This is a genomic window from Massilia putida (assembly GCF_001941825.1).
Classification (GTDB): domain Bacteria; phylum Pseudomonadota; class Gammaproteobacteria; order Burkholderiales; family Burkholderiaceae_D; genus Telluria; species Telluria putida.
In genome coordinates this window covers 1,327,505-1,353,711 of sequence record NZ_CP019038.1, presented here as the reverse complement: position 1 = coordinate 1,353,711, position 26,207 = coordinate 1,327,505, and the positions used below count along the sequence as shown (strand labels likewise).

Sequence of the window (26,207 nt, the reverse complement as noted above, 5' to 3'; positions counted from 1 at the left end):
TCCGATGGTGCCGGACTGGTCTTTCCACCAGTCTTTCCGCGCGAGCGACCGGTCCGGCATCGGGTAATTCACATCATTAACGACAACTATGCAATTAGCTTTCTGGGTGCGGCGCGCCCACAAATGGATCGGGCTCGTCATCGGCGTGCAGGCGCTGCTCTGGATGATCAGCGGCCTCTACATGGTCGTGGTGCCGCTGGAGGTCATCCATGGCGACCATCTGGCCCATGTCCCGACCGAACGACTGAATCCTACCAACACTCGCATCACGCAGGCGCACCTGCATGAGCGTTATCCAGGCATCACTGCCATCCGGATAAAGAGCCTGCTTGGAAAAGAGGTCTATGAGATCAAGCAGGGGACGCAGGCCACACTGGTGGATGCGACGACCGGGGCAAAGATCAGCCCACTCGATCGCCAGGACATCGTCGCTCTTGCCGACGCAGCCTATGCGGGTGAAGGCAGTATCCGTGGCGTTGAATGGATAACCAAGGCGCCGCGGGAGGTTGGTTCGCGGCCGGTGCCTTTATGGGCTGTTCACTATGACGAGCCGGGCCGGACGACATTGTATTTCTCGCCTTATACCGGCGACCTGGTTGCAAGGCGCCACGAACTCTGGAGGTGGTTCGACTTCCTCTGGATGTTCCATATCATGGACTACGAGGAGCGCGAGAACGTGAACAACATGCTGCTGCGCGTGGCCGCGATATCCGGTCTGGTATTCGCCCTCAGTGGAGCCTGGCTGCTCATCTATAGTTTCAATCGTCGGAGGCAAGCATGAGTCCCTGGATGCGACGTCTCCATAAATGGGTGGGCTTGATTCTGGCGATTCAGTTCGTCCTGTGGATGTCGAGCGGTGTCGTCATGAGCCTGCTCGACGCAAACAAGGTTAATGGCCGCGAATTCCGTGTCAAGCCGCCGCTACCGCCCGAATGGCCGCGTGGCGTGCTGACTGCGGACGCCGTTCTGGCCGCCAGTTCGGATAACGTTATGGCGATCGCGTCGGGATGGCTGCTCGGGCGGCCCGTATACCGGTTGCAGAACGACAAGCGCAGCTGGCTGGTGAATGCGATGGACGGAGGGCCCGTTGCGATCAACGCCGGCGTTGCCGCGCAGATCGCTCATGCTTCGTATTCCGGACCCGGCAACGCCGGCACGCCGCGCCTGCTGAGCTTCACGCTCGAAACACGCGCGCACAAGGAAGGTGTCTGGCGCGTCGACTTCGACGATGCGGACGAAACCTCGGTGTACGTATCCAGCGTGTCGGGCGCGGTGCTCGAACACAGGAACAGCACATGGCGTCTGTTCGACCTGTTCTGGATGCTCCACATCATGGACTACAGCGAGCGGACCAACTTCAACAATCCCTTGCTCGTGTCCAGTGCGATCGGCGGGTTATGGATGGCACTGACCGGTGTCTGGCTGTTGCTCGCCAGCGTCCGCCTCGCGGAGTTCGTCCCGCGCCGCTGGCGCGGCGGCGGTATCGTGAACCTGGTCGACAAGCAGGGGGCGAAGCAGCGTTCTATCGATGCGGCGCAGGGCGACACCGTCTTTCTTGCGCTGGCCCGCTCCGGCCTCCAGCTTCCGTCGAACTGCGGTGGTGGCCAGAGCTGTGGGCTTTGTGAAGTCCGCTGTGTTGGCAAGGCTCCGGAACCGACCAGTGCCGACAGGGCCCTGCTGTCCTCCCAGAAGCTCGACGCCGGCTTCAGGCTGGCCTGCGGTCTTTCCGTGAAACGAAACCTCGATATCGATGTCGGAGACACCTTGACGTTAGCGTCGGAGCGGGCAGGTGTGGTGACCGGCGTGAAGCCCATTACGCCATTCCTGCGCGAGATAACGATACGTCCCGACGCTCCGTTCGAGTGTCGTTCAGGAGCCTATGTCCAGGTGCATGTGCCGGCCTACGTGCGTGAGGCGAGCCACGTCGATGTTCCGCCTGACCATCGTGCGGATTGGAATGCTGCAGGGCCGCTGACCGAACTTTCGAGCAGCGCGGCTTTACGGCGCTCGTACTCGATCGCGGTTCCGGTGGAGCGGGTGGACGGGCAGCTGACCTTTCTTGTCCGTTTCATGCCAGGGGCACGGCCGGGCAGGGGATCGGGATACATGTATACGCTAAAGGTCGGCGATGCGGTGCGGTTCAGCGGTCCGTTTGGCGACTTCGCATTGAAGCCCGGTGGAAGGGAGAAAGTGTTTATCGGTGGTGGCGCCGGAATGGCGCCACTGCGTGCGATGATTCATGAGCTTCTTGCGAACAACGCGAGCGAGCCGCTGCATTTCTGGTATGGCGCCCGTACCCTGCGTGACGCTCCCTACGTGGACGAGATGCGCGGGTTCGCGGCGTTACATCCCAACTTCCACTGGCACCTCGTGCTGTCAGAGGAGGGCGGCCCGGTTGGAGTGCCAAGGTTTGTGCATGAGGCGGTACTGGATGGCCTCCTGCGTAAGCACCCCGACATCTCTTCCCTCGAGTTTTATGTCTGTGGCCCGCCGGCGATGCTGGAAGCAACCCGCGCAATGCTGCGCAGTCTTGCTGTGGACGACACGAACATCGCCTACGACGACTTCAAGATTTGATAACCTCAAGAGGCATAGGAAGCAACGCCTCTTGAGGTTATCGCTGGCAGACCGTGCAAATCTGGAACGCCATGTTGGGTCAAACGACAGCCCGGCCGCGGGCAATCTTCCGCAACACGTGCAGATCGCTGCCAAACATGCAGAGGGCTTCACAGTGCTGGTCGAGCAGGCCGAAGGGAATGTACATCACCGGCACATCGCCGGCTTCCTGCTTGAAAGATGGCCGGCTGATCTGGGCAAGCACCTCTTGTTCGCGGCTGTCGGGCGCAACGATATAGTAGTGGCACGCCTGCTGTGGCAGTGACTGCGCCAGATCCTTCATCCTCAGGATGCCCGAGTAGATCGATGTACTCTTTTCGATTTCGAAGGCGCAAACGATGTGTTTGCCATCCTCACTCAGCCACAACACGTCGATCAGACCGATCGTATTCATGACGTCGTCTGGGGCGCCGATGTCTGGCAGCTTGTCGGTGGTCGCCAGGGTGAATGCCTCGCCCGCAAAGGAACGGTGGCGGTCGTTGCGAGCGACATGGACGCGATACTTCAGGGCGCGACCGAGGCGGATCAGAAGATGCTGTATTCGGGTATGTTCGGTGGCGCCAGCCTGGTCGGCGAGGACCTGTTTGTGCCGGCGCTTGTTGGCCTTGGCGGCTTTTTCCTGCAGTGCGGCCAAGGTAGCGTCGGCGTTGCCGGTCGTGGTGATTCGTCCGGAACCTATCTCGAACAGGAGCCCGGCAAATGCACCCAGGTCCTTCGACAGCAAGGAACGGTGCTGATTATTGGCCTGGACGATCGATTCCCGCATGGCCAGGTAGCTGTGCCAGCAGCCCAGCTTGAGCTTTGTGCCAAACAGCGCGTTGAACCCGTTGATGATCGCCGTGTTGAAGGGCGGAACCAGAGTAGGGTGGAGAAAGTAGAGGATCGTGGCCGCCGCGGGGCCGAGCCCCTTGATGCCCGCTTCGGCGAGCCGGCTCATCTCGGCAAGCAGCTGTTCCTCTCGCGTCGCGTTCAGGCAGGCCGACAGGAAGCTGCCGAACTTGCGCTGGTTCGCTTCGCTCTCATAGATGTCGGGAATGCGCAGCTTGGGCTTCCAGTAGAACGGATGGGCTGCGCCTTCGAACATCTGCTTCTGCTCGGTGATTGCGTACAGCACGTCTTCAAGAGGCGAGCCCCGGAAATCGTTCCCGAAAGTGCCATCGGAGATCGCCTTGACCGTGTGGCCCACGCCGCGCCGGATCGACCGGAAGGCCTTCATGCGCTCGTCGCTGCCGATAAACCAGGTGTTGTAGACTGACTCGGCGTCCTGCTTGTACTGGGAAATAAGATCGGACAGGCTGCCGGTGACAACTGCCGCTGAAAAAGAGTTCATACGCTGCACATATCTTTATGGAAAGATAAGTGTAGCCGCCTCTTCAGCTGTCGGCAATCGCCATCTGGCTGGTCATGAATTGCTTACCCCACATCGCCACAGACAAGGCTTGACCTTCCAATAGTGGGAAGGGCTAGAGTACCGTCAGAGCAATCAAACAGGAGGTACGCGATGTACACGCTCAAGGTAGAAAAAATGTCCTGCGGCGGTTGTGCCGCCCGGGTTACCCGTGCCGTCCAGACAGTGGATTCGCAGGCAAAAGTTGAGGTGCTGTTGAAAGACCGTCTGGTCAAGGTGGAGAGTGCGGAAGCACCGGATGCGATCGCTCACGCGATCACGTCTGCTGGGTATCCGGCGACACAGGCAACGCAAGTCTAAACCAGGGCGTGTGCCGGAGAAGGGCCGGCACACGCCGACGGTGCGTTTGTCCAGGCAGGACGGTTCCGGATCGATCGCGAACTTCGGGCGTACGATAATGAACGTAAACTGCCATTCACGAGTCCAGGAAAGGTTCCGATATGCACGACCTGTCGCATCACGATCACGACGGACACGAACGTCATCACGACCATGGAACCGGCCACGGCCATCATCAAGAGGGCGGGGGCGGCGACAAGCCCTTCACCGATCCGGTCTGTGGAATGAAGGTTGGCGCCGACTCCACCAAGGAAATCCGGTACGCAGGGGAGATCTACCACTTCTGCAGCACAAAGTGCATGGACAAGTTCCGGGTGGCACCCGAGCAGTACGTCGACAGCGGCAAACCCGAACCAGCACCAGCTGCACCGGAAGGGGCGATCTACACCTGCCCGATGCACCCTGAAATCCGGCAGCCGCAGCCCGGCAACTGCCCGATCTGCGGGATGACGCTCGAGCCCATGCTGCCGTCGCTGGAAGAAGAGGAAAACCCGGAACTGGTCGATTTCAAACACCGTTTCTGGTGGACCCTACCTTTGACGGTCATCGTCACCGTTCTGGCAATGGCAGGGCATCGGATTTTCGCAGGCGGCTTGCCAAGGCAGAGCTGGATCGAGCTCGTGCTGAGCACTCCGGTCGTATTGTGGGCCGGGTGGCCTTTCTTCACACGCGGCGTGCAATCGATCAGGAATCGTAGCCCGAACATGTGGACGCTGATCGGACTCGGCGTCGCCGCAGCCTACGGCTACAGCGTGGTTGCGACCGTTACGCCCAGCCTCTTTCCGCAAACCTTTCTCATGCACGGGCGCATCGGGGTGTACTACGAAGCGGCCGCCGTCATCATTTCGCTGACCCTACTGGGCCAGATCCTGGAACTGCGTGCCCGCTCACAGACATCCGCTGCCATCAAATCGCTGTTGGGCCTGGCGCCGAAGGCGGCGCGTCGGATCAATGCCGATGGCACGGAAGAAGACATCCAGCTGACCCATGTGCACGTCGGCGATGCGCTGCGTGTGCGCCCCGGTGAAAAGGTGCCAGTCGACGGCGTCGTCCTGGAAGGAGAGAGCGCGGTCGACGAATCCATGCTGACCGGCGAGCCGGTTCCCGTGACCAAGCGTCCGGGCGACAAGGTCATTGGCGCCACCATCAATTCCAGCGGCAGCCTGATCGTCCGGTCGGAAAAGGTTGGCGCGCAGACCATGCTGTCGCAGATCGTCCAGATGGTCGCGCAGGCACAGCGATCGCGTGCGCCGATGCAGCGCCTGGCTGACGTGGTTGCCGGTTACTTCGTGACGATCGTGGTGGCTATCGCATTGCTGACGCTGCTCGGCTGGGGCTTCCTTGGCCCGGAGCCGAGCTGGGTGTACGGATTCGTCAATGCCGTGTCCGTACTGATCATTGCCTGTCCGTGCGCGCTGGGGCTGGCCACGCCGATGTCCATCATGGCAGCCACCGGCCGTGGCGCCACGCAGGGGATCCTGTTCCGCGATGCAGCGGCCATCGAGGGTATGCGCAAGATCGATACCCTGATCGTCGACAAGACAGGTACCCTCACCGAAGGCAAGCCCGCCTTCCATTCGGCTGCCGCGGCGGCGGCGGGTGGGAGCGAACAGGAAGTATTGCGAGTTGCCGCCAGTATCGACCAGGGCAGCGAGCACCCGCTGGCCCACGCGATCGTCGCCGAGGCGCGCAGCCGCGGTCTGCCCCTGGCCAAGCCCGAGACCTTCGAGTCGTCCAGCGGTATCGGTGTGCGCGGCATCGTCGATGGCAAGCATATTGCCCTTGGCAACACCGCACTCATGGATATGGAAAAGGTCGACTGGAAGCCGCTTGCAAGACAGGCGGAAAGCTTGCGTCTCGAAGGCGCAAGTGTCATGTACCTGGCAGCCGACCGCCAGCTCCTGGGCCTTGTCGCGGTATCCGACCCGGTCAAGCAGACCACCCCGGAAGCGTTAGCTACATTGAAGGAGGCCGGCATCACGGTCGTGATGGCGACCGGCGACGGTCTCACCACCGCGAAATCGGTCGGTGCAAAGCTCGGCATCGCGGAGGTCTATGGCGAGGTCAAGCCGCAGGACAAGCTGGCATTGGTCGAACGCCTGCAGGCGCAAGGCAAGACGGTGGCGATGGCCGGTGACGGTATCAATGACTCCCCGGCGCTGGCCAAAGCCAATGTCGGCATCGCGATGGGGACCGGCACCGATGTCGCTATCAACTCGGCACACGTTACCCTGGTCAAGGGCGACCTGCGCGGCATTGCGCGGGCGCGCCTGCTGTCGCTGGAAACGGTGCGCAATATGCGGCAGAACCTCGGCTTTGCCTTTGTCTACAACGCACTCGGAATCCCGCTGGCCGCGGGACTACTTTATCCGTTCTCGGGTCGGCTCCTGTCACCGATGATTGCGGCGCTGGCGATGAGTCTGAGCTCCGTATCTGTCATCACCAACGCGCTTCGGCTACGGGGCACAGGGAAGTAGCCTTCAAGCGGAATCCTCATTGACCACTCATGACACCGTCCGGCCGACCGCATGATTGCCGTGCTCGCCAGTGTCAGGAACGATTGCGGCCTCGGTCCTGTGCTTGAGGCAAGCAGAAAATTGGCACTTCGCTCGCTCCCTGTTGCGAAAGGCTTCACCTGAACGCTTGAAGAATGGCGAGATTGATTCGATTGCTTACTTGTAGTGCTTGTAGACTACTGTACTCCCGTCATTGCGGACCAGCAGCACATCGTACGGCATGTGCGTCAGCCCCTCCATCCCCGGGGAGCCGGGCGGCATGGCAGGCACAGCCAAACCTTTCGCCTTGGGCTTCTCAGTGAGGAGGCGCTTGATCTCGGCGGCAGGTACGTGTCCCTCGAGCGCATAGCCGCCGACGACCGCGGTGTGGCATGAACCGAGCCGGTCGGGAATACCCATTTTCTCGCGCGTGTCGGACGGGTTGGCGACATTGTGCGCATTGACCTTGAATCCCTTGGCTTGCAGATGCTTGACCCACTCTTCACAGCAGCCGCAGGTGGCTGTCTTGTAGACCTCGACGGCTTGGGTTGCGGCGCTGGCGAGCATTGGAAAAATCAGGAAAGCACCGAAAACCAGTTTTTTAGTTGCCTTATTAAACATTTTCGATTCCAAAAGGTTGAGGAGTAATTCACTACAGCTTTCACTCGCAGACTTCTATGCATCAAATTAAAGTCTTCTCCAAATAAGTAGACGACCTCTGAAGAAAAGTGCACGGTTTCTTCAACTGGCATAGAAACTTGTGATGTCATCAATAGGGTGTGTTCTTCAATAGATCGTCCATACTCTTGTAGAATCCCTTGACCCGATCCACTTCAAACTCGTACAGCAGCGCATTCTCTGCGAATTTCTGCCTTGCGATATCCATATCAACCGTATTACCGTCAATGTTGCCTTGCGATTGCACCTCATATTTGAGTTCAACGCCGGAGTCCACGTTAGCCCCGTTCTTGATAGCACCGTTAATATCGATGTCTACGGCCTTGTACCCTGGCGTGTCCGCGTTCGCAATGTTCGATGCAAGCAACTCCTGACGATATGCCCTTAAACCCAATGCACGCTCATGGAAACGGGGTTTTGCCTGACCAGAAAAAAGGTCGAACAATCCCCCTGCTGGCCCGGCAACACGCGAGGCCGGCGTGACTTGACTAGTCGACACATGAGCATTCTCGGCTGGCGGTAGGTTATTAAGTACGTTTTCAAATGCTGCCCGGCTATTTGACGTACTCGCGCTCGACTTTGATGGCTGGAGTTTAGAGCCTTCGGTTACGGTTAGCGAAGGGCGTCTCACATTTTCCATGTTTGTTTCCTTTCATTGCCTATTTCTAGATGAAGGAACCGGCACTTAACGCTGTGTACCGACTCAACGGTATTTCCGACGGCGATCATTGTGAACATACTTATACAACCTCGCCATTTTACTTTCTTTAAAATAGCCGAGCAGTTCACAATAACGCAACCGCCCGGCATTAAACACTTCAGCAGAGCACGTCGGTCACATTTCCGCACCAGGTGGCGACGTCGAAGCCAGTATCGCGGCAAGCATCACGACAACTAGCAAGACCAAAGCTTCGACCCACAATATGCGCCTGAAACGCTCTGGCAGGACTGCAGGGGCAGCATTACCAGAACGTTCCAAGGTCAGCCATGGCGGCATCACCAAAAACCGGTTGTATCCACCCAGTGCAGCAGCGACGCCTACAAGTAGCAGCTTCGCTATCAAGGTGTTCCCATATGGATTGCCGAAAACGTTTTCGAGGCTTCCCAGACTACGCCACACGGCGTAGGCACCAGTGATAAAAATCCCAGTCAGTGCGATGGTTGCGGAACTGGACAGTGATTCGACATACGCTGCCCTGGCGCGCCGGTCCAGGGCATTCATGTTGACAGACGTTTTTAGTGTGACGACACCCGCCAGAATCACCTCACCCACCCACAGGCTGATCAGGCCCAGGTGGACCCAGTCAGCCACCAGGCGTACGCTGAAATCGCCGTCGCTTGCCGCGTGGCTGACCATACTACGCGTGTACCAGAACACGGCGAGCGAAATCAAGGTCAGTATTGGGGGGGCCGCACTTCGGTCCATGTCCAGGAAGACAGCGAAGGTGGCCACGATCAATCCGGCCATCCCGATCATCCACGCGAATCCAAGATGCGTTGAGGTCAGCATCGAGAAGACTGCGCCGCCAGCTTCAATGAACGGAACCTCGGCCATCGCGGCGGACTCAAGCCACAGGACCACGAGATTCGCGGCCAGCGCGGCCATGGCTCCTGCGCGCGCGATCCGGAGCGCAGGCCCTCGGCGTCTCTCGGACCAATCCGAAAGCTCGCGGCCGAGCCACAGGCGACCCATGCTTGCACCTGTAAGAACAGCCACTGCCAAGTTCAGAAGGGCCGTGACAAGGTGCTGGGCCGATTGCAGTTCCACGCCCATTACTTGACCTTGAACGAGAACGCACCTTTCGCCTTGTGCCCGTCGTGGGTCATTGTCGACCACTCCACGTGATATTCCCCTGCTTGCAGAGGAGGCAGCTGGGCAGTTATGACGGTGGAGTCTGCCTTGTCGACGGCGGTACCAGTCACGGGAACTTCGTTATTCGTCGGACCGGTGAGCTTGATCTTGCTGAAGGCCGGCTCAAGCGCTTCATTGAATTTGAGGCGAACCTGTTTCGGTGCAGTGTCGAGCGTGCTGCCGGCTTGGGGGTCGGACGACTGCAGCTTGGCGTGCGCGAAGGCGGACGAGGTGACGGCACTTGCGAGGGCAAAGGTGGCTACGGCCAGAACGCGTTTGATGGACATGTTTTTACTCCTGATTTGCTTGATTGGTAAAGGTGCGGATCGACCGCAATTTAGTTGGCCGCTTGCAGCTTGGTCACGGTAAATGCGCCGTTGACGCGCTCGACACGCAGACGGATCTTGTCTCCGGCTTTCACCTGGTCGAGCATCGCCGGATCCTGCACCTTGAAGGACATGGTCATCCCAGCCATGTTGAGGTTGACCAGCGGGCCGTGCTGAACGGTCAGTTTACCGGCCTCCTTGTCGACCTTCTTGACCTCGCCCTCGGCCAGGGCATTGGCATCATCCTGCGAAGTCGCAGGCATTGCGTCGTGCTGGTGGCTGTGGTCGTGGGTCTGTGCGAATGCATTGACGGCTGCCAGCGAAAGACCAGCGGAAACGATGACGGTGCGGAACAAAGTGGAAAAACGAGTCATTTGGGGCTCCAGAAAAATCAAGGATTGTTGGATGCTTTGGACGCGCGACGCAGCTCGTCGGCCTGTCGCGGTCCATTTCATTTATAGGTACGTTTAGCAGCACGCGCGGAACTGGTAGCGGCCAAGGCATGGCCGGACATGTTCGCGCCAGGCACGAACGATGCGTTCAGCGGTGTGGAAGGTCAGGCGCGGGGAGGTCGCTCTGGCAGCGCAAGATCGACCGACTGCAGGAGATGCTGGTTGAACGGCACGGTGATTAAGGGAGCTGCGGATACAGGCAGCACGGCAATAAACGACGGCGCCATGGCGACGCAGGAGCCGCATGTCGCGCAGGCAGCACATTTGCCGGCGTGATGATGAGCCGAGCGGGCATGGTCGGAATGCGCGTCCGGTGCAGCGTGACCATTATGTGCGTCGACATTGGCCGAGCCCCCATTGTCGGTCATCCCATCGTGGTCATGATCGTGCAGCGCCGCAGCTGGCAGCGGCGCGCATGCGGACATCGTTGAGGAAGCGAAACCATGGAGCGGCACCGCTAGCAACGTGATCCAGACGATCAGGACTTTCAGAATGGCTTTCACACTCTGATTTTAGCATGCGCAACGGTTTCCGTGAGCATACCCGACAAGCCTCTTTAAGACTTAAATAAGTCTCGGCGTTGTTGTGACCTAAGCATTAAGGGGTCGAAGCGTATTGAATAGCTGTATCGTGTGCACATGCCTTATTTGTATATGTTAGATTCGTCAACATGCGCCCTCTAGCCCGACTCATCATGCTGTGGATACTGATCGTATCGCTGCCCCTACAAGGCAGCGCTGCTTCGGTCAAATTGCCATGCACGATGGCGCATAGCTCCATCACAAGTCAGAACGCCGATGTGATGGACGATTGCGATGAGCCCGCAATGATGATGGCGAGGGCATCCCAGCATGCCAGCAACGCTGTTGCCCATCAGGATATGCCCTGCGATCAGGGCTCGCATCAGAAACACCCGTCGTGCCGGGCCTGCAGTGCCTGCTGCGTAGGAGCGTCAGCGCCGCCGCCGTTCGAGGTGCCCGCTCCTGCAATGGAGCACTTCGAGTACGCTTATATTTCCCTCCCCCTTCCATTACGGGCTGGATTCCGTCTCGCCTAGATCGACCACCTCGCCTGTGACCCTCAGGCTGGCTGAACGAAACGCCTTTCCTCGCCTCGGCTGAGGTACGTCGCCGCTGCGGTTGGCGGTCGGCGAAGCCAGCTAGCCGCTCCATCTAATCTAACGTCAGCGCAGTGCATGCGGGCTGGCCGGTCACTCGGTTCGCTTTTGGTCGCGTGCATGCGCCGGGAATTGAAAAGCGCTGCCTGGAACGCGAACGCGCCTAAGCCAAGCGGCGTACCGATCGCCTGACGGGTTCCCCCGTCCGCGCCATCCGTGGACAGTTAGGATTTCGTCGCAACATTGAGGAAGATTTCATGCACCAGCGTGTTTTTTCAACGCACACCGCCGACAGACAGAGGCGCCTGCAGGATGCCGGCACTTCCCTAGTATCCGCCGGGCGGGCGCTGGCGGTATCAGGCTTCATGCTTGCGGCGTTTGCCCCTTCTGCGTTCGCTCAGGCAGAGGCCACGATGCAGTCCCCATCTTCAGACGGGGTCGACAAGCTACTCGTCGTGTGGTTCGTACTGACTGGCCTGACCATGGCATACCTCGCGTGGGATCTGTTCACCCGCACGCCAGCGATGAAAGTCATGAAGTGGGGCTGGCTGCTGGTCGCTGTTTATACCGGTCCTGTCGCCTTTATCGTTTATTGGTTCTCCTGCCGCGAGCCGGAACCGGGTACACATGAAAAATTCGTGTCGCCGCAGTGGAAGCAGACCGTGGGTTCAACCATCCACTGTATGGCAGGAGACGCGACCGGCGTCATCATCGCGGCGGCCCTCACGAGTCTGCTGCATACGCCGATGTGGCTGGACTCCCTGGTTGAATATCTGGCCGGCTTTTTCTTCGGCCTATTTATTTTCCAGGCGCTGTTCATGAAGGACATGCTGGGTGGAAGTTACTGGGGAGCCGTGCGTGCGACTGTGCTGCCGGAATGGCTGTCGATGAATGGTGTGATGGCGGGCATGATTCCTACCATGGTCATCCTCATGTCGCACGACATGGCCGCGATGCATCCAACCTCCATTCGCTTCTGGGGAATCATGTCGCTCGCGACCCTGGTCGGCGCGATCCCGGCCTATCCAATCAACTGGTGGCTGGTCAGCAAAGGGTTGAAACATGGCATGGGCACCGAGCGAGTACTCGGCCGCGGCGGCGCACCTGTGCCAGAGCCGGAAGGGGCCGAGCGGGATATGGTGCACGCCGGACATGCGCAACACAAGGCGTCCGTGGACCAGATGCCAATGGGTCATCGCATGGGTACGTCGCCGGGCAATACTGGCATGGGACCCACGCACGGAAGCGGTCGTGGGTCGGAACACCAGCCCCCAGTGCCTGCCAGCAGCAAAGTCATCGTGTCCATTTTGAGTTTGCTGGTGCTGGCCATCGGCATCCTGATCGCCGCCGTCTACGGGGATTTTTCCATGAGCGCGGGAACAATGGACAGTGAGGCATCAAAAGAACGCCCTATGGTTGGCATGGAAGCTGACATGCGAACCAGGGCAGCAACGAATTCGTCACATCATTAAAGGGGAAACTTCATGCAGCAATATGTTGTTGGGGAGAACGCTGTGAATCGCTGGCGACGGCGGATCTTGCAGGGTGCAGGGGCCGCCGCAGCACTGGGCGGCCTAGCGCCTGCGAGGCTACTGGCCGCTAGCCAGACGCCACAGCCGATTTTACGCGGCACCGAATTCGACCTGGAAATCGGGCCCACACCGGTCAATTTCACAGGTTCGGACCAGGTCGCTACCGCCGTCAACGGCCAGGTACCAGCGCCTATCCTGTACTGGCGCGAGGGCGACACGGTCACGCTGCGCGTGACGAACCGATTGCCGGTCACGAGTTCGATCCATTGGCACGGTATTCTGGTGCCGAACGAAATGGACGGGGTGCCCGGCATCAACTTCGCTGGCATTCCTCCTGGGCAGACTTTTGTCTATCGCTTCCCGGTGAAGCAGAGCGGCACTTACTGGTACCACAGTCATTCCGGCTTCCAGGAGCAGAGCGGCCTGTATGGGGCGATTGTGATCGAGCCGAAAAATGGTGAGCGGGTCAAGGCCGACCGAGAATACGTCGTTATGCTGTCGGACTGGGTCGATGGCGACCCAGCCAAGGTCTTCCGTAAGCTCAAGAAGATGAGCGACTTCTTCAACACCAATCAGCCGACCGTTGACCAGTTCCTCAGCGACGTTCGCCAGAACGGCCTGGCAGCTGCTGTCGACAAGCGGAAGATGTGGAACCGGATGCGGATGTTGCCAACCGACTTCAGCGATGTCGCCGCAAGCCGCAACCTGGGCGTGTCGATGGCTTACCTGATCAACGGGGCGCCTGCCGACAAGAACTGGACCGCGCTGTTCCGGCCAGGCGAGAAGGTCAGGCTTCGCTTCATCAACGGAGCGGCAACGACGATCTTCGACGTGCGGATTCCAGGTCTGAAGATGACGGTCATTTCGGCGGACGGACAGGACGTCGAGCCGGTGGCGGTGGACGAGTTCCGGATATCTGTCGCCGAGACCTACGATGTATTGGTCGAGCCATCCATGGACCAGGCGTACACCATTTTCGCCCAGTCGATCGGGCGCTCCGGCTTCGTGCGGGCGACGCTGGCACCGCGATCGGGCATGTCGGCCCCGGTGCCGGAAATGGATCCGCCGCAATGGCTGGCCATGCAGGACATGATGGGCGCGATGTCGATGCCGGGCATGGGCGGCATGGACATGAGCCAAATGCAGGGACAGGGTGACATGCAGGGTATGAGCCATACGCAGGGCATGGGACAGATGTCCGGTATGGACCAGAGCGCAGCCGTATCTGGTCAGGGAAAGGAATCAAAGTCACAACACGACATGCAGTCGATGGATGGCATGAAGAACATGCAGGGAATGTCCCATGGCTCGATGAACGGTGGACAAATGCAAATGCCGATGCAGCACGCTGGTCACGGGGATGCCGGTACTATGCCGATGGCGCAAGGCATGCCGCCCAAGGTCACGCACGCGCGTACAGAATATGGGCCCGGCGTCGACATGCACGTCGACATGCCGAGGACCAACCTGGACGATCCAGGGGTCAACCTTCGGAATAACGGCAGGCGGGTGCTCACCTATGCCGACCTTCGCACCATCGGGGGGCCGATCGACGACCGGGCGCCGACGCGCGACATCGAACTGCACCTGACGGGCAACATGGACCGTTTCATGTGGTCGTTCGACGGCCAGAAGTTTTCGGAATCGAAGCCCATCCACTTTCGGCAGGGCGAGCGGCTGCGCATCGTGCTGGTGAACGATACGATGATGACCCACCCGATCCATCTCCATGGCATGTGGAGCGAGCTCGAATCTCCAACCGGCGAGTTCCTGGTCCGCAAGCACACCATTAACGTGCAGCCAGCCCAGCGCGTTACCTATCGCGTGACGGCCGACGCCCCTGGTCACTGGGCGTATCACTGCCATCTGCTGTACCACATGGAAGCAGGCATGTTCAGGGAGGTAGTCGTCTCATGAAAACCGGAATGACAAAAAGACATTCAATCGGCGCGCTGCTAATCCTGAGCCTCGCGACGGGATGCATTGCGTCTGCTCAGGCAAGCGACCCATCGAAAAATGCTGGGACTGGCCAAACATCGAGCACGAGTCAGTCCGGGTCAATGGAGGGAATGGATCATTCGCAGATGGGACATTCACAAATGGACCAGTCCCAGATCGATAAGCCTAAGACAAACAAGGCTAAGACGAAAAAGCCGAAGAAGGCGAAATCCAAAGCGGAGCAGTCCAAGGCGGAGCAGGCCCAAATGGACATGTCGCAGATGGACCATGCGCAAATGGACCACTCGAAGATGGGCCAGACCCAAACGAACCAGCCCAAGGCAGGGCCGCCCCAAATGGACATGTCGCAGATGGACCATTCGCAAATGGACCACTCGAAGATGGACCAGCCTCAAACGACCCAGCCGAAGCCGGAGCAGCCTCAAACGGACATGTCGCAGATGGACCATGCGCAAATGGACCATTCGAAGATGGGCCAGACCCAAACGAACCAGCCCAAGGCAGGGCCGCCCCAAATGGACATGTCGCAGATGGACCACTCTCAGATGAACCATGCGAGCGGTCAGCCGACCCAAAGCGCAACGACGTCGCCTCAACAGGGTATGGCCGGCATGGCGCATTCGATGAGCGGCACGGATCAGGGCATGAAGATGGGCCCGATGCAGGGAGGCAGTCCACCGCCGGACGCACGTAACCCGGACGCCTATGCCGAAGGAACGACCTTCAGGAACCTGCCCGGCAACGAAATGCACGACGAGATGCCCTTCGGCCGGGTCCTGCTCGACAAGTTCGAATACGCCAAGGGCGACGGCGAGCAGGGCCAGAACCTCGATGCCGAAGCATGGTACGGGAACGACTATAACAAGGCATGGTTCAAAGCCGAAGGCGAGCGGCGTGGCGGCCAGCTGCAGTCCATGCGCACGGAGGCCCTGTGGGACCGTACCTTCGCCACCTTTTGGAGCACCCAGCTTGGGGTTCGCCATGACACCGGCGGCGGCGATTCACGCAACTGGCTGGCCTTCGGTGTCCGTGGCCTGGCGCCTTACTGGTTCGACACGACGGCCACCGCCTACTGGTCCGGTGGAAGACTCGCCGGGCGCTTTGATGTTCGATACGAACTGTTGTTCACACAACGGCTGATTCTCGAGCCCGAGATCGAGGCCAACCTCTACAGCAAGGCGGACCCGGCCAGGGGACTGGGCAGCGGCCTGTCCGATATGGAGCTTGGACTGCGCCTGCGCTACGAGATCCGGCGCCAGTTCGCGCCGTACATTGGCGTGACCTGGTCCCGCAATTTCGGCGGCACCGCTGATTACGCACGGGCGCAAGGAGAGCGAAACAAGAGCACGCAGATCGTCGCTGGCGTACGCGCCTGGTTCTGATCAAAAAGCAGGGCGGCCATGATCCGTCCTGCGCTTTCCAAAGGGTGTCTTCAAGGGGCAATTCCAAACCATTCAAGGAGAACATCATGCAACAACAGTATCAATCGTGTATCGAAGCCTGCAATGCCTGCGCTGACGCCTGCGATATGTGTTCCACGGCCTGCCTGCAGGAAGACGACGTCAAGATGATGGCACGCTGCATAGCGCTCGATATGGACTGTGCCCAGATCTGCCGTCTGGCTGCCGCCTTCATGGCACGGGGCAGTGAATTTGCCGGCGCACTTTGCCAGCTCTGCGCCCAAGTCTGCCAGGCATGCGGCGACGAGTGCGCCAAACACCAGATGCAGCATTGCCAGGACTGTGCCGCCGCATGCCGGCGCTGTGCGGAAGAGTGCCGGAAAATGGGGGCGGGTACCGCAGCCTGAACATTCGCGGCAGGAACCTCGTTGAGTTTGCGTTCGCAATAACAACGCCGGTCCCGCAGGAAGCGGGTATGGCGAATACGAAAGGAACTGCAACATGAAATCCACACTAGCCTTCACACGTAAGCTGGTTGCCGGTTGTGCCGTCACGATGGCGGCAACCGCCGCACACGCAGACATCACGGTCTTTACGGACCGGGCGGCCTTTCTCAAGGCTGTGTCGGGCTCCGCCACCGACACCTTCGACGACCTGACGATGACGGAAACGGCCGGCCCCTTGAAGCGCATGGCGGGTGCCTACGGCTACCAAGTAAGCGCGGCTCCCAGCGATGGTGGCTTCTATCCGTCGGGAGCTGGTAGTGACATCTGGCTGAGCGGGACGATGTCCAGCGACGTCATCACCTTCAACGGGTTCTCGTCCGGCGTCTTCGGCTTCGGCGGGAACTTCTTCGGTACCGACTCGTTCGGCTCCTTCATGCCGGACCGCACCGTCGTGCTGAGTGCCGTGTCGGGTGCGGACAGCGAGACGTTTACGCTGTCGAATGCTTCACAGAACTCGTTCGTCGCGTTTCTGTCCGACCACCCGCTCAGCTCGGTGTCTTTCCAGAACATGGAAAACGACGGCACTGTGTACTGGGCAACCGCCAACAACGTCGTACTTGCGGTGCCCGAGCCGGCAACCTGGTCGATGCTGGTGGGGGGACTTGGGATTGCGGTACTGGCACGGCGACGCAACGGGCGATCGCGGCAGACGACGACTGTGGCGTAAACTGGCATGACAACCAAACAGGAGAGAAAAATGAACCGAAACGATCTGGATTTCACCCAAGCCGCAGCGCCGGCCTCGCGCTTCCGTACCTTCGCCACGCGCGCCGTCGCCGGTTTGGCGCTGGCAGCGATCGCTGGCGCGGCATCCGCCAACGGCCCGGGCCGCGGCGCGACCGCCACGTTTGAAAAGAATTATCTCGTTTTCATCATCGATCACCATTACTCGGCACTGCGGATGACCGAACTGGCGGCCGGGACGGATACGCAACGTAACGCGCCAGTCAACAATCCGGGCGAGGGCACGTCGCCCACTCCGGGCTACGCCGCAACCATGGCCAAGGCTAGCGACGATCAGATCCGCTCGATGTCGCGCCAAGCGAATCGTACCCAGCGGGAAGAGATCATGAAAGCGCAGCGCATGCTGCGCGAGTGGTACGGAATGCAGCACGAGCCTCAGCTGACACCTGACGGTCAGCGCATGATTGCGATGCTCGAAAGTACTCCGGCCGGCGCCCAGTTCAATCAGACTTTCCTGCGCTCGTTCAGCAACCATCACCTTAGCGCGCTGTCGCCGAGCTTGTCCTGCCAGGTGAAGAGCGACATCTCACACGGAGAGCTGCAGCGCTATTGCGAGGACATCGTCGTGACCCAGAAGAATGGTATCAATGACATGCGTGAAATGCTCTGTAAAAAATATTCGGACTGCGGCTTCGTGCCGGCCACCGGGGACAAGCGCAAGGACCAGGACTTCTGATCCGCCAGCCCTGTAGTAGCGAGGCATGTGGCGCCGTTTGACTAGAAACCGGCGCCATATTTGTAATTATCCTCAACCTGAAAATTGCAGAAGTAACGCAATTGAGCATACCTGATCGACTTATGATTACTATGAAAAGTTTAGCCCGACCCATTGCATTGTTGGTTGGCGCTGCAGTACTCGGCCTCATAATCGCAGCAATCTATATCTACGCTGGCTGGTATAACATCGGTGCAGATCGCCCGCACTGGAGCTTGACCACAGCAGTCATCGAAACTTTGCGTGAACGTTCTATCGAGCGGCGTGCGGCCGAGATAAAGGTGCCCAACCTTACCGATCAGCAGCTGATTCTAAAAGGCGCTGGTCAGTACGCGGCCATGTGCACGCAGTGCCATCTCGCACCTGGCAATAGCAGTTCTGAGATCAGGCCCGGACTGTATCCTCGTCCGCCAGACCTTTCCAAGGTTCGTATCGATCCACGCGTCGCTTTTTGGGTAACCAAGCATGGGATCAAGATGAGTGCAATGCCAGCTTGGGGTACCGGTCATGACGACGCGACGATCTGGAGCATAGTCGCATTTGTGACCAAATTGCCCGACCTGGATGCGAAAGCCTACCGCGAAATCGTGGCCAAAGCCCCGCCAGATGAGGAAATGGAATCGATGGAACACGACGCCAAAAGCTCCCCTGCCCAACACTCAGCAGTTACCGAAGAAATGACGGGTGGTGAGTCGACAGCGCATCAACATGGTGGGGAAAAATAGCCGCGGATCCCGGCGTTATCGCATGTCATTCGCGAGGGCTGACTTTCAAACATTAACAGAGTCAAAAGTCATCGGCAATTACGATTCCACGAGGTGAGCCGGTCCACGACGAAATGATGTCGATGGCGAACTGACGCAGCACGTGTTAGTTCGGCCCAAGCGTTCGCCGACGTTTGAATGGGAGTACAGCTGTGACGACAGATATTCCACATGAGATTAGCGTAATAACGCCTACGCAGATAATGATGAGCCCAGTGAATTCAAGATACAGCAGGAAATTCGGCTGCTGCATGAGCGGCATATGGAATAGCGACGTACAGGCTCCAACAAGCAGCATGGCTACTGGAAAATGGAAAAAAAAGGTGAATGAAACTGCTTCTCTGACCCGGCCGATACCGCCAGCCATGATCGGTGATGAAAAAACGTCTGGATTCTCTTCCTGTTTTGTCACGGGATACAATGCACAGGCGACTATAGCGAAACTTACAGCGACAAGAAGGTACGAATATTCAACGACCCAGTGAGCGCCGGGTGGAAGAATCGTATCCATATGGAAAACGATAAGCCTTGAAGTGATTAATGCACCGAGAAACAAAGCAATCGATCCAAGGACAGACGGTTTTAAGCGACGCACCCCGTTTAGCACGACAATTGCAATACCAAGCAGCCAAATAGAAAACCAGATTAGAAATTTGTTGGACATGACCGCGACCGTCGCAACGAACAGCAATCCGCGCGTGTATTGTGCGTACGGCCTGCGAAGCCGTACTGTATATAAAAAAATGACGAACAAAACAATGAACCAAAAAAGGTAGGACAGCAGGTAGAGCATGCTGTTGCTTCCAAAGGTTGGAACAATAAAGGGTTGTAGCAGGAACAGGTTTCCAAGCATTGAAGAGTAGGTAAGCGATAGTTTGCTTAATTGGGGAAAGCTCGTGTACACCGCGGAACAATTAAAGAAACGAAAGCCAATTACGTCCAAGACCGCTCCGAGCATGATGCCGGGCAGGGCAATCCGATAGATTTCAGCTAACCGGTGTGGAACGACTACGTGGTTTATTATTTTCTCTGATCGGTTATCGAGCATGATGAGTCCGGTCACGATTCCATCGACAACAAAAAAAACCGCGAACGATTCATGACCTAGTCCAGTAATGAAATAAAAGGCCTTTGAGAGAACGTTTTTGGCCTCCACGGCATCATACGGGACAAACAGCAGAAACCTGACGTGATATGTCAACGCAATGATGGCACTTGTCCACTGTGAGAAAAGCAAAAAGGTGGCGAACCGGCCCTTCATAACCAGTGTCCTCATGGTCTCCGCGTCTGACAAGAGCGCGTGATTTACGAATCACATCTAACCCGATGGTCGGGATCGCAGCTTTGCCCGCGAAAACCGCAATAATCTACTCGTCGCTGCGTAGGAAATTGTAAATTCTTCAGCGATTGCTTCATTTGAGGATGCGCACAATGTCGCACTAAGACGCTGGCGGCCTACTAATGCTTTTTCTGCGGGAGTGGCATTATTAAAACTTCAGGCGGGATAAGTTCCACTGGTTAAATATCCTCCTCTGCAACGTCGTTGTCGCCATTTTTACCTCTGAGAAAACGAGGCACCGGTAACGACAAACGGTACTGCTTGCCGCGGCATGGTCTTGAGATGTTGTGGAGACACAGGAAACTCGACACCGTGCCATTTCGGGTTCTGGTTGCTACCGCACAGACGAAAAGCCCAAGTAAACATATCCTGTAGACATTGCACGTTGTGATTTGTGTTAGGTACGCCGGTAAGTTCGCGGACTATCGTGTTCTGTTTGTAGTGCACCATTCCTTATCAATCTTCGGAGGCAACATGAAAACTAAACCCTTTTCCCGCACAAACTCCCTCATCGGCTCACTGGTTACCGGCATCCTGGTAGCCTCGGCTGCTTTAGCTGGCGCGACAGCAGCGTCTGCTCAATCGATGGCGGGAATGCAACACGATATGAAGTCGACGGCTTCTGATAGTTCCATGAAAATGCATATGACTATGCAAGAAAACCAAAAGAAGATGAACGACATGCAGATGTCCGGCGACATCGACCGCGATTTCGCGATGATGATGCGTGCTCACCATCAGGCTGGCATCGACATGGCAAAAGTGGAAGCTGAATCCGGCAAAAACCCAGAGATGGTCAAGGAAGCGAAGAAAATCATCGCATCGCAACAGAAGGACATCCAGAAGTTCGACTCCTGGCTGCAAAAGCACCCGAGCAAGTAGCCGCTGTTCGCGAAGCATGCGGTGCCACGGGAACTGGAACGCGGTTATATCTTAGGCAGAACTTTGGCCACAATGAACGTTTTCGTGCCGCCCGACGAACCGTGGAATCCCCTTCGTTGGGAGCGCTTGGTCAGTTCAAGCGTTATGCGGTCGGACTTGCAGTAAGACGCGGCGAAGAGTCAAAAAGGCGAGGCAAATTGCCTCGCCTGACCCAACAATACAGGTCTACGGAGAATTTCAGGTCAAGCGCAAGCGTTATTTGACGGTAAAGGCGAACTCGCCTTTTGCCTTGTGACCGTCATGGGTCATGGTCGACCATTGGACGTGGTACACGCCGGCACGCAGGGCCGGTGCCGGGGCCATCATCGTTCTGGCATCCGCCCCGTCGACCTTCGCGGCCGCCAAAGGCACCTCAATATTGCTGGCGTCGGTCAGCTTGATCTTGAATCGCCACGACTTTCCTAGACACTCGAGAGCCGCTTGAAATACTGCTTTTCATACTCAGCCGGCGACATGTCATTGCTGAAACTGTGCCGGCGCTTCGGATTGTAGAACATCTCGATATAGTCGAAGATGTCTTGCCTGGCCTCGTCGCGGGTAGCGTAGATTCGGCGGCGGATGCGCTCGCGCTTTAGTAGCTGGAAAAAACTCTCCGCAACAGCATTGTCGTGGCAGTTGCCGCGACGGCTCATGCTCTGTTCGAGGTTGTGCGCCTTCAAGAAATCGCGCCAGTCGTAGCTGCTGAACTGGCTGCCCTGATCAGAATGCACCATAACGGTTTGCTTCGGCTGGCGGCGCCAAACAGCCATCAGCAATGCGTTCAAAGCCAGCTCGCGATCCATTCTCGAACCCATCGACCATCCGATGACCTGACGCGAAAACAAGTCAAGGACCACAGCCAGGTACAACCAACCCTCATGGGTACGGACGTACGTGATATCCGTGACCCAGACCTTGTTTGGCTCGGTCACATCGAATTGCCGCTGCAGATGATTAGGCGCCACCACGGACGGCGAACCACTACGTTTGAATCGACGCTTGCCATAGCCTGTCTGAGAGCGCAGGCCAGCGGCGCGCATGATTCGGTGGACGCGGTTGATCCCGCATTGCTCGCCCAGGTCCCGCAAGTCGTCCGACACTTTCCTGTAGCCGTACACCGCTCCGCTTTCCAGCCATGACTGCTTGATATGCCCGAGCAGACGCCGATCTTCCAGCGCTCGCTGACTTTCGGGCCCGGCACACCAGGCATAAAAACCGCTGGGGTGCACCGCCATCATTTTGCAAAGCCTTCGGATCGAATGCTCATTGCGAGCATCGCGAATGAAGGCGTACCTTACCCGGACATCTTGGCAAAGTACGCGGCAGCCTTTTTTAAGATATCGCGCTCCTCGGTAACGCGTTTCAGTTCGGCCTTCAGGCGCTTCATTTCCGCCTGCTGGTCGTCAGCCTTCTGTCGCTCGGCCGGCGGCGCGCTGTAGCGCTTCACCCACTGGTACAGGCTATGCGAGCTCACGCCCAACCGCGCGGCGACCTCCGTGGCCGGGTGGCCGCGCTCCGTTACCTGCTTCACTGCTTCGATCTTGAATTCTTCGGGATACCGCTTGCCGCTCATACCTTCTCCTTGAACCTACAATTATAGGCTCAGGAGTGTCTACTGAAGTCGTGGCGATTCAGTTACGGTCAGGCTTCCGTTCAGATTTTCTACACGGAAGTGGATGTTGTCACCGGCCTTGACCTGATCGAGCATCGAGGGGTCCTGGACCTTGAACGCCATTGTCATCCCAGGCATGTTCAGGTTAGTCAGCGCCCCGTGCTTGATCGTTAGTTTCCCGGTGTCCCTGTCGACTTTCTTGATCTCGCCAGCGGACAACGCCGTATCGGCGGAATCCGGGGTAGCGCTTGCCATGTCGTGGCCGGCATGTTCTTGCGCTTGGGCGTTGACGCTGGCTCCGGCGATGAAGAGCGCCGAGGAAACGGCAACCGAAGCAAGCAAATTGAAATAGCGAGTCATTTCCAGCTCCTTAAAAAAATCGATCAACGGATTACTGATGTGGACGGCAACCCGCCCTTAATTGTGGTAGTCGTCATTCAGCAGCAGGTACAGGCGCGCCACTTCATTGCCGTGCATGGTAATCTTCTGGCCATCGTTGGTTTCCATGACTTCTCCATCCGCCATATAGACTGCGCGGCCAAACTTGTCCTCCATCGCCATCTTACCGTTCTCAAAGACGTGTACGGTGGAACCTTCTTTCAGCGGAATTGACTGTTTAACCCCGTCGAGACCAAATGCGAAAACCGTGGCCGACACGGTGGCAAGAACAGCGGTGGCGATCAACTTCTTCATTTCAAACTCCTTTTGTTTAAGTCCAGGTTCGTCAACAGATGCAGCCATCGTATCGCCCCCTACCCAACGCCAAGGTGACCGGATCCTTACAGTTTCGTAATGGACGCGCCATAATCCAAGGGGTGGGCGCCCCTAACCTGATCCTGACGCTCGGATTACATTTTTGTCAGGATCAGAGGGACCGCCGCGCCGGAGGCAAAATGCACTGCCATTCCCTTAACTGATGCGGTATTCAAATGAAGCTTTTGATCGTCGAAGACGAGCTGAAAATGGGAGACTACCTTCGGCAGGGCCTGACCGAAGCGGGCTTTGTCGTTGACCTTGCGCGAGACGGAACGGATGGCCTGCATCTGGCGCTCACGCAGCCGTATGACCTGGCGATCCTCGACGTGATGCTGCCCAGGATGAACGGGTGGCAGATCATTCATGGCATTCGCCAGGCGGGCAGAGAGATGCCCGTGCTCTTTCTAACCGCAAAGGACGACGTCGAGGATCGCGTCAAGGGGCTCGAGCTGGGCGCCGATGACTACCTGGTCAAGCCTTTCGCTTTTTCAGAACTGCTGGCGCGCGTCCGCACGCTGCTTCGGCGCGGTGCAAAAGGCAAGGAAGCGGAAGCGCTGCGCGCGGCCGACCTCGAACTGGATTTGTTGCGCCGGCGCGCCACGCGTGCGGGGCAGAAGATCGACCTCACTTCGAAAGAGTTTTCGCTCCTCGAGCTGCTGCTGCGCAGGCAGGGCGAAGTATTGCCCCGTTCCTTGATCGCTTCCCAAGTTTGGGACATGAACTTCGACAGCGACACCAACGTGATCGAGGTCGCGATACGACGCCTGCGAGCAAAGGTCGACGATGGGTTCGAGCTCAAGCTGATTCGTACTGTGCGCGGCATGGGGTATGTGCTGGAGACAAACGCGTGACGCTCTTGGCAAGCAAGTCGCTTACTCTCCGCTTGACGCTTCTATTCGCGACCGTTTCCGGCGCGGTCCTACTGGTCCTCGGCGTCGTCGTTGGCCATTTGGTCGAGCAGCACTTCGTTGAGCTGGACAAGGAACAGCTCAACGGGAAACTTGAACTTGTAAGACACGCGCTGGCCGAGATACGCTCTCCGGCCGAGGTGAATGGACTACGGCAACGGCTCGACGCGGCGTTGATCGGGGAGCATGAACTGATTGTCCGTCTCAGCAGTGCCGATGGCCAGCTCCTGTATGGGAGCGACGAGGCCGACTTGCTTGGGCAACGAACGGTCGGCGCCACGCCGGATGCGCTGCGGCTGGTGACGGGGAGCGATGGACGCTCTTTGCGTCTGTTATCAGGTCACGCTGCTCTCGGAGGGGCAGGTGGGCCAAGCGTCGTCGTGGAGGTCGCTACCAGCCTGCACCACCATCAGGCGTTCATGGCTTCATTCCAAGACGCTCTGTGGATCACAGTCGGCATCGCGGCATTTGCCAGCGGCGTCCTGGGCTGGGCTGCCGCGCGCAGCGGGCTGGCGCCGCTGCGCAGGATCAGTCGTGATGCGGCGAAGATTACGGCGGAGCGCCTGGACCGTCGCGTGCCGGTCGCCGCTATTCCGGTAGAGCTGGCGGAAGTCGCACAAGCAGTGAACCAGATGTTGGAGCGGCTACAAGATTCCTTCCGCCGTTTGACCGAGTTCTCATCGGACCTTGCACACGAACTGCGCACCCCGGTCAGCAATCTCCTAACCCAGACCCAGGTGGTTCTCGCGCAGCCGAGAAGCGGTGACGATTACCGAGACGTTCTCGCTTCTAACGCTGAAGAGTATGAACGACTGTCACGCACAATTGCCGATATGCTGTTCCTGGCAAAGGCTGACAACGACCTGCTGGTTCCCGAACGAGAGCGCGTCGACCTGCGTGCGGAGGCGGAGGCGCTCATCGAGTTTTACGGGGCGCTGGCAGAAGAAAAGTCAATTGCACTCGAGGTGGAAGGAGCAGTGCACGCGACCTGTGACCGCCTCATGCTCAGGAGAGCGATCGGCAACCTGTTGTCGAATGCTTGTCGCCACACTCCGGCAGGAGGGCGCGTTACCATTGAACTGGCTGGGCCGAAAGCAGGTGTGGCAAGCATTATCGTCCGCAATACCGGCGAGACCATTCCGTCGGAGCATCTGCCACACCTCTTTGAACGCTTTTACCGTGCCGATGCCTCCCGTAAGCGGGACGCGGAAGGGGCCGGACTGGGACTGGCGATCACGCGTTCGATCATGCGTGCCCACGGCGGGGGCACAAGCGTCAAGTCGGCTGACGGTGAAACCGCCTTCGAATTGCAGCTGCCGACCTGACAATCGTTTGACTGGGGCAGCCTAGGTGCCAGCGCAGGTCATTTGGTGACGTGACCCTACATCACGTCCGATCGACGCTGTAAAGTGCAGTGGAAGTAAGTAGAAGGGAGACCAGTATGCACTCGCCGGAGGATTTCGACAATCTAACGATTCTTCTTGGACTAGCTGTGTCAGCTTGCGTTTTGGCGACGGTGCTTATTTTTCTTTTGTGGCTTCGACGGGAGAGAAAGCGCAAGTCTCGCAACGCCACTAAGCGTGTAAAAGCTGTACGGCCGATAGCGAAGAAGCGGCCAAAGTAGCTGTTGTCCTGAACGACCTTGACCCATCTCTTTGGCTGGATCAGCGACACCGCATTATTTTGGACGGCCGTTATAACCGCTTGCTGTGGATCATGGAAGGTTCTTAGATAACAGCGCGATCGGAACGCTGCATGATCCCAAGAT

General features: G+C 58.2%; 26 protein-coding genes. 14 read left to right on the top strand and 12 right to left on the bottom strand.

What is annotated here, in order from left to right; all coding sequences use genetic code 11:
* Positions 1 to 88: 88 nt before the first annotated feature.
* A complete protein-coding gene (locus BVG12_RS08290) occupies positions 89 to 781 on the top strand; it encodes a PepSY domain-containing protein (protein ID WP_075791990.1) in 693 nt (230 codons plus the stop codon).
* Positions 778 to 2,577, top strand: a complete 1,800-nt coding sequence (locus BVG12_RS08285; protein WP_083684780.1) for a 2Fe-2S iron-sulfur cluster-binding protein — start codon at positions 778 to 780, stop codon at positions 2,575 to 2,577. The genes BVG12_RS08290 and BVG12_RS08285 overlap by 4 nt, the downstream gene beginning before the upstream one ends.
* A gap of 79 nt (positions 2,578 to 2,656) precedes the next feature.
* Here the strand turns inward: BVG12_RS08285 and BVG12_RS08280 are convergent, their stop codons facing one another.
* A complete protein-coding gene (locus BVG12_RS08280; protein WP_047826655.1) occupies positions 2,657 to 3,946 on the bottom strand; it encodes a type II restriction enzyme NmeDI-related protein in 1,290 nt (429 codons plus the stop codon).
* A 171-nt stretch (positions 3,947 to 4,117) separates the two neighbouring features.
* Between BVG12_RS08280 and BVG12_RS08275 the strand changes: the two genes are divergently transcribed.
* Positions 4,118 to 4,324 (top strand): heavy-metal-associated domain-containing protein, encoded by a 207-nt coding sequence (locus BVG12_RS08275; protein WP_047826656.1) that lies wholly within the window; start codon positions 4,118 to 4,120, stop codon positions 4,322 to 4,324.
* A 140-nt stretch (positions 4,325 to 4,464) separates the two neighbouring features.
* Positions 4,465 to 6,840 (top strand): heavy metal translocating P-type ATPase, encoded by a 2,376-nt coding sequence (locus BVG12_RS08270; protein ID WP_075791988.1) that lies wholly within the window; start codon positions 4,465 to 4,467, stop codon positions 6,838 to 6,840.
* A 195-nt stretch (positions 6,841 to 7,035) separates the two neighbouring features.
* Here BVG12_RS08270 and BVG12_RS08265 read toward each other — a convergent pair whose 3' ends face one another.
* From BVG12_RS08265 to BVG12_RS33915, 6 genes are all read right to left on the bottom strand, one after another.
* Positions 7,036 to 7,479, bottom strand: a complete 444-nt coding sequence (locus tag BVG12_RS08265; RefSeq protein ID WP_047826657.1) for a DUF411 domain-containing protein — start codon at positions 7,477 to 7,479, stop codon at positions 7,036 to 7,038.
* Positions 7,480 to 7,627: 148 nt separating this feature from the next.
* A complete protein-coding gene (locus BVG12_RS35620) occupies positions 7,628 to 8,176 on the bottom strand; it encodes a flagellar basal body rod protein FlgB (protein ID WP_082439644.1) in 549 nt (182 codons plus the stop codon).
* A gap of 195 nt (positions 8,177 to 8,371) precedes the next feature.
* Entirely contained in the window at positions 8,372 to 9,310 is a 939-nt protein-coding gene (locus tag BVG12_RS08255) for a CopD family protein (protein WP_047826659.1), read from the bottom strand.
* Complete coding sequence (gene copC / locus BVG12_RS08250) at positions 9,310 to 9,675, bottom strand: copper homeostasis periplasmic binding protein CopC (RefSeq protein WP_047826660.1); 366 nt, start codon at positions 9,673 to 9,675, stop codon at positions 9,310 to 9,312. Before copC ends, BVG12_RS08255 begins: the two co-directional genes overlap by 1 nt.
* Positions 9,676 to 9,725: 50 nt before the next feature.
* Positions 9,726 to 10,088 carry a copper-binding protein gene (locus tag BVG12_RS08245; protein WP_179966257.1) on the bottom strand — a complete coding sequence of 121 codons (363 nt, stop codon included), beginning with the start codon at positions 10,086 to 10,088 and terminating at the stop codon, positions 9,726 to 9,728.
* A 182-nt stretch (positions 10,089 to 10,270) separates the two neighbouring features.
* Positions 10,271 to 10,669, bottom strand: a complete 399-nt coding sequence (locus BVG12_RS33915) for a DUF2946 family protein (RefSeq protein WP_109370425.1) — start codon at positions 10,667 to 10,669, stop codon at positions 10,271 to 10,273.
* 871 nt (positions 10,670 to 11,540) lie between these two features.
* Between BVG12_RS33915 and BVG12_RS08240 the strand changes: the two genes are divergently transcribed.
* The 7 genes from BVG12_RS08240 to BVG12_RS08210 all read left to right on the top strand — a co-directional run bounded on the left by BVG12_RS08240 (position 11,541) and on the right by BVG12_RS08210 (position 18,864).
* Positions 11,541 to 12,755: a DUF4396 domain-containing protein gene (locus tag BVG12_RS08240; RefSeq protein ID WP_075791986.1), complete on the top strand. Its 1,215-nt coding sequence runs from the start codon at positions 11,541 to 11,543 to the stop codon at positions 12,753 to 12,755.
* 12 nt (positions 12,756 to 12,767) lie between these two features.
* Positions 12,768 to 14,732: a copper resistance system multicopper oxidase gene (locus tag BVG12_RS08235; RefSeq protein ID WP_047826662.1), complete on the top strand. Its 1,965-nt coding sequence runs from the start codon at positions 12,768 to 12,770 to the stop codon at positions 14,730 to 14,732.
* Positions 14,733 to 14,914: 182 nt separating this feature from the next.
* On the top strand, positions 14,915 to 16,156 hold the full coding sequence (locus BVG12_RS35020) for a copper resistance protein B (RefSeq protein ID WP_229412952.1): 1,242 nt from the start codon (positions 14,915 to 14,917) through the stop codon (positions 16,154 to 16,156).
* An 86-nt stretch (positions 16,157 to 16,242) separates the two neighbouring features.
* Positions 16,243 to 16,581, top strand: a complete 339-nt coding sequence (locus tag BVG12_RS08225; protein ID WP_075791985.1) for a four-helix bundle copper-binding protein — start codon at positions 16,243 to 16,245, stop codon at positions 16,579 to 16,581.
* A gap of 94 nt (positions 16,582 to 16,675) precedes the next feature.
* Positions 16,676 to 17,347, top strand: coding sequence for a PEP-CTERM sorting domain-containing protein (locus BVG12_RS08220; protein ID WP_075791984.1), 672 nt, complete (start codon positions 16,676 to 16,678; stop codon positions 17,345 to 17,347).
* 30 nt (positions 17,348 to 17,377) lie between these two features.
* Positions 17,378 to 18,100, top strand: a complete 723-nt coding sequence (locus BVG12_RS08215) for a DUF305 domain-containing protein (protein ID WP_075791983.1) — start codon at positions 17,378 to 17,380, stop codon at positions 18,098 to 18,100.
* A 122-nt stretch (positions 18,101 to 18,222) separates the two neighbouring features.
* Positions 18,223 to 18,864 (top strand): c-type cytochrome, encoded by a 642-nt coding sequence (locus tag BVG12_RS08210; RefSeq protein WP_075791982.1) that lies wholly within the window; start codon positions 18,223 to 18,225, stop codon positions 18,862 to 18,864.
* 145 nt (positions 18,865 to 19,009) lie between these two features.
* On the opposite strand, the gene BVG12_RS08205 is transcribed toward BVG12_RS08210, so the two are convergent.
* Positions 19,010 to 20,179, bottom strand: coding sequence for a hypothetical protein (locus tag BVG12_RS08205; protein ID WP_156895581.1), 1,170 nt, complete (start codon positions 20,177 to 20,179; stop codon positions 19,010 to 19,012).
* A gap of 537 nt (positions 20,180 to 20,716) precedes the next feature.
* Between BVG12_RS08205 and BVG12_RS08200 the strand changes: the two genes are divergently transcribed.
* On the top strand, positions 20,717 to 21,124 hold the full coding sequence (locus tag BVG12_RS08200; protein WP_229503839.1) for a DUF305 domain-containing protein: 408 nt from the start codon (positions 20,717 to 20,719) through the stop codon (positions 21,122 to 21,124).
* A gap of 255 nt (positions 21,125 to 21,379) precedes the next feature.
* Here the strand turns inward: BVG12_RS08200 and BVG12_RS35790 are convergent, their stop codons facing one another.
* The 4 genes from BVG12_RS35790 to BVG12_RS08175 form a co-directional block, all read right to left on the bottom strand.
* Positions 21,380 to 21,559 carry a copper resistance protein CopC gene (locus BVG12_RS35790; RefSeq protein ID WP_267877487.1) on the bottom strand — a complete coding sequence of 60 codons (180 nt, stop codon included), beginning with the start codon at positions 21,557 to 21,559 and terminating at the stop codon, positions 21,380 to 21,382.
* Positions 21,560 to 21,585: 26 nt separating this feature from the next.
* A protein-coding gene (locus tag BVG12_RS08190) for an IS3 family transposase (protein WP_370662831.1) occupies positions 21,586 to 22,736 on the bottom strand; the annotation gives its coding sequence in 2 pieces (ribosomal slippage) (positions 21,586 to 22,493 and positions 22,493 to 22,736; 1,152 coding nt in all).
* 39 nt (positions 22,737 to 22,775) lie between these two features.
* A complete protein-coding gene (locus BVG12_RS08180; RefSeq protein ID WP_075791977.1) occupies positions 22,776 to 23,135 on the bottom strand; it encodes a copper-binding protein in 360 nt (119 codons plus the stop codon).
* A 57-nt stretch (positions 23,136 to 23,192) separates the two neighbouring features.
* On the bottom strand, positions 23,193 to 23,468 hold the full coding sequence (locus BVG12_RS08175) for a CopK family periplasmic copper-binding protein (protein WP_075791976.1): 276 nt from the start codon (positions 23,466 to 23,468) through the stop codon (positions 23,193 to 23,195).
* A 236-nt stretch (positions 23,469 to 23,704) separates the two neighbouring features.
* Between BVG12_RS08175 and BVG12_RS08170 the strand changes: the two genes are divergently transcribed.
* Both BVG12_RS08170 and BVG12_RS08165 read left to right on the top strand, forming a co-directional pair.
* Positions 23,705 to 24,382 carry a heavy metal response regulator transcription factor gene (locus BVG12_RS08170; protein WP_075791975.1) on the top strand — a complete coding sequence of 226 codons (678 nt, stop codon included), beginning with the start codon at positions 23,705 to 23,707 and terminating at the stop codon, positions 24,380 to 24,382.
* Positions 24,379 to 25,764: a heavy metal sensor histidine kinase gene (locus tag BVG12_RS08165; protein ID WP_075791974.1), complete on the top strand. Its 1,386-nt coding sequence runs from the start codon at positions 24,379 to 24,381 to the stop codon at positions 25,762 to 25,764. The genes BVG12_RS08170 and BVG12_RS08165 overlap by 4 nt, the downstream gene beginning before the upstream one ends.
* Positions 25,765 to 26,207 lie beyond the last annotated feature (443 nt).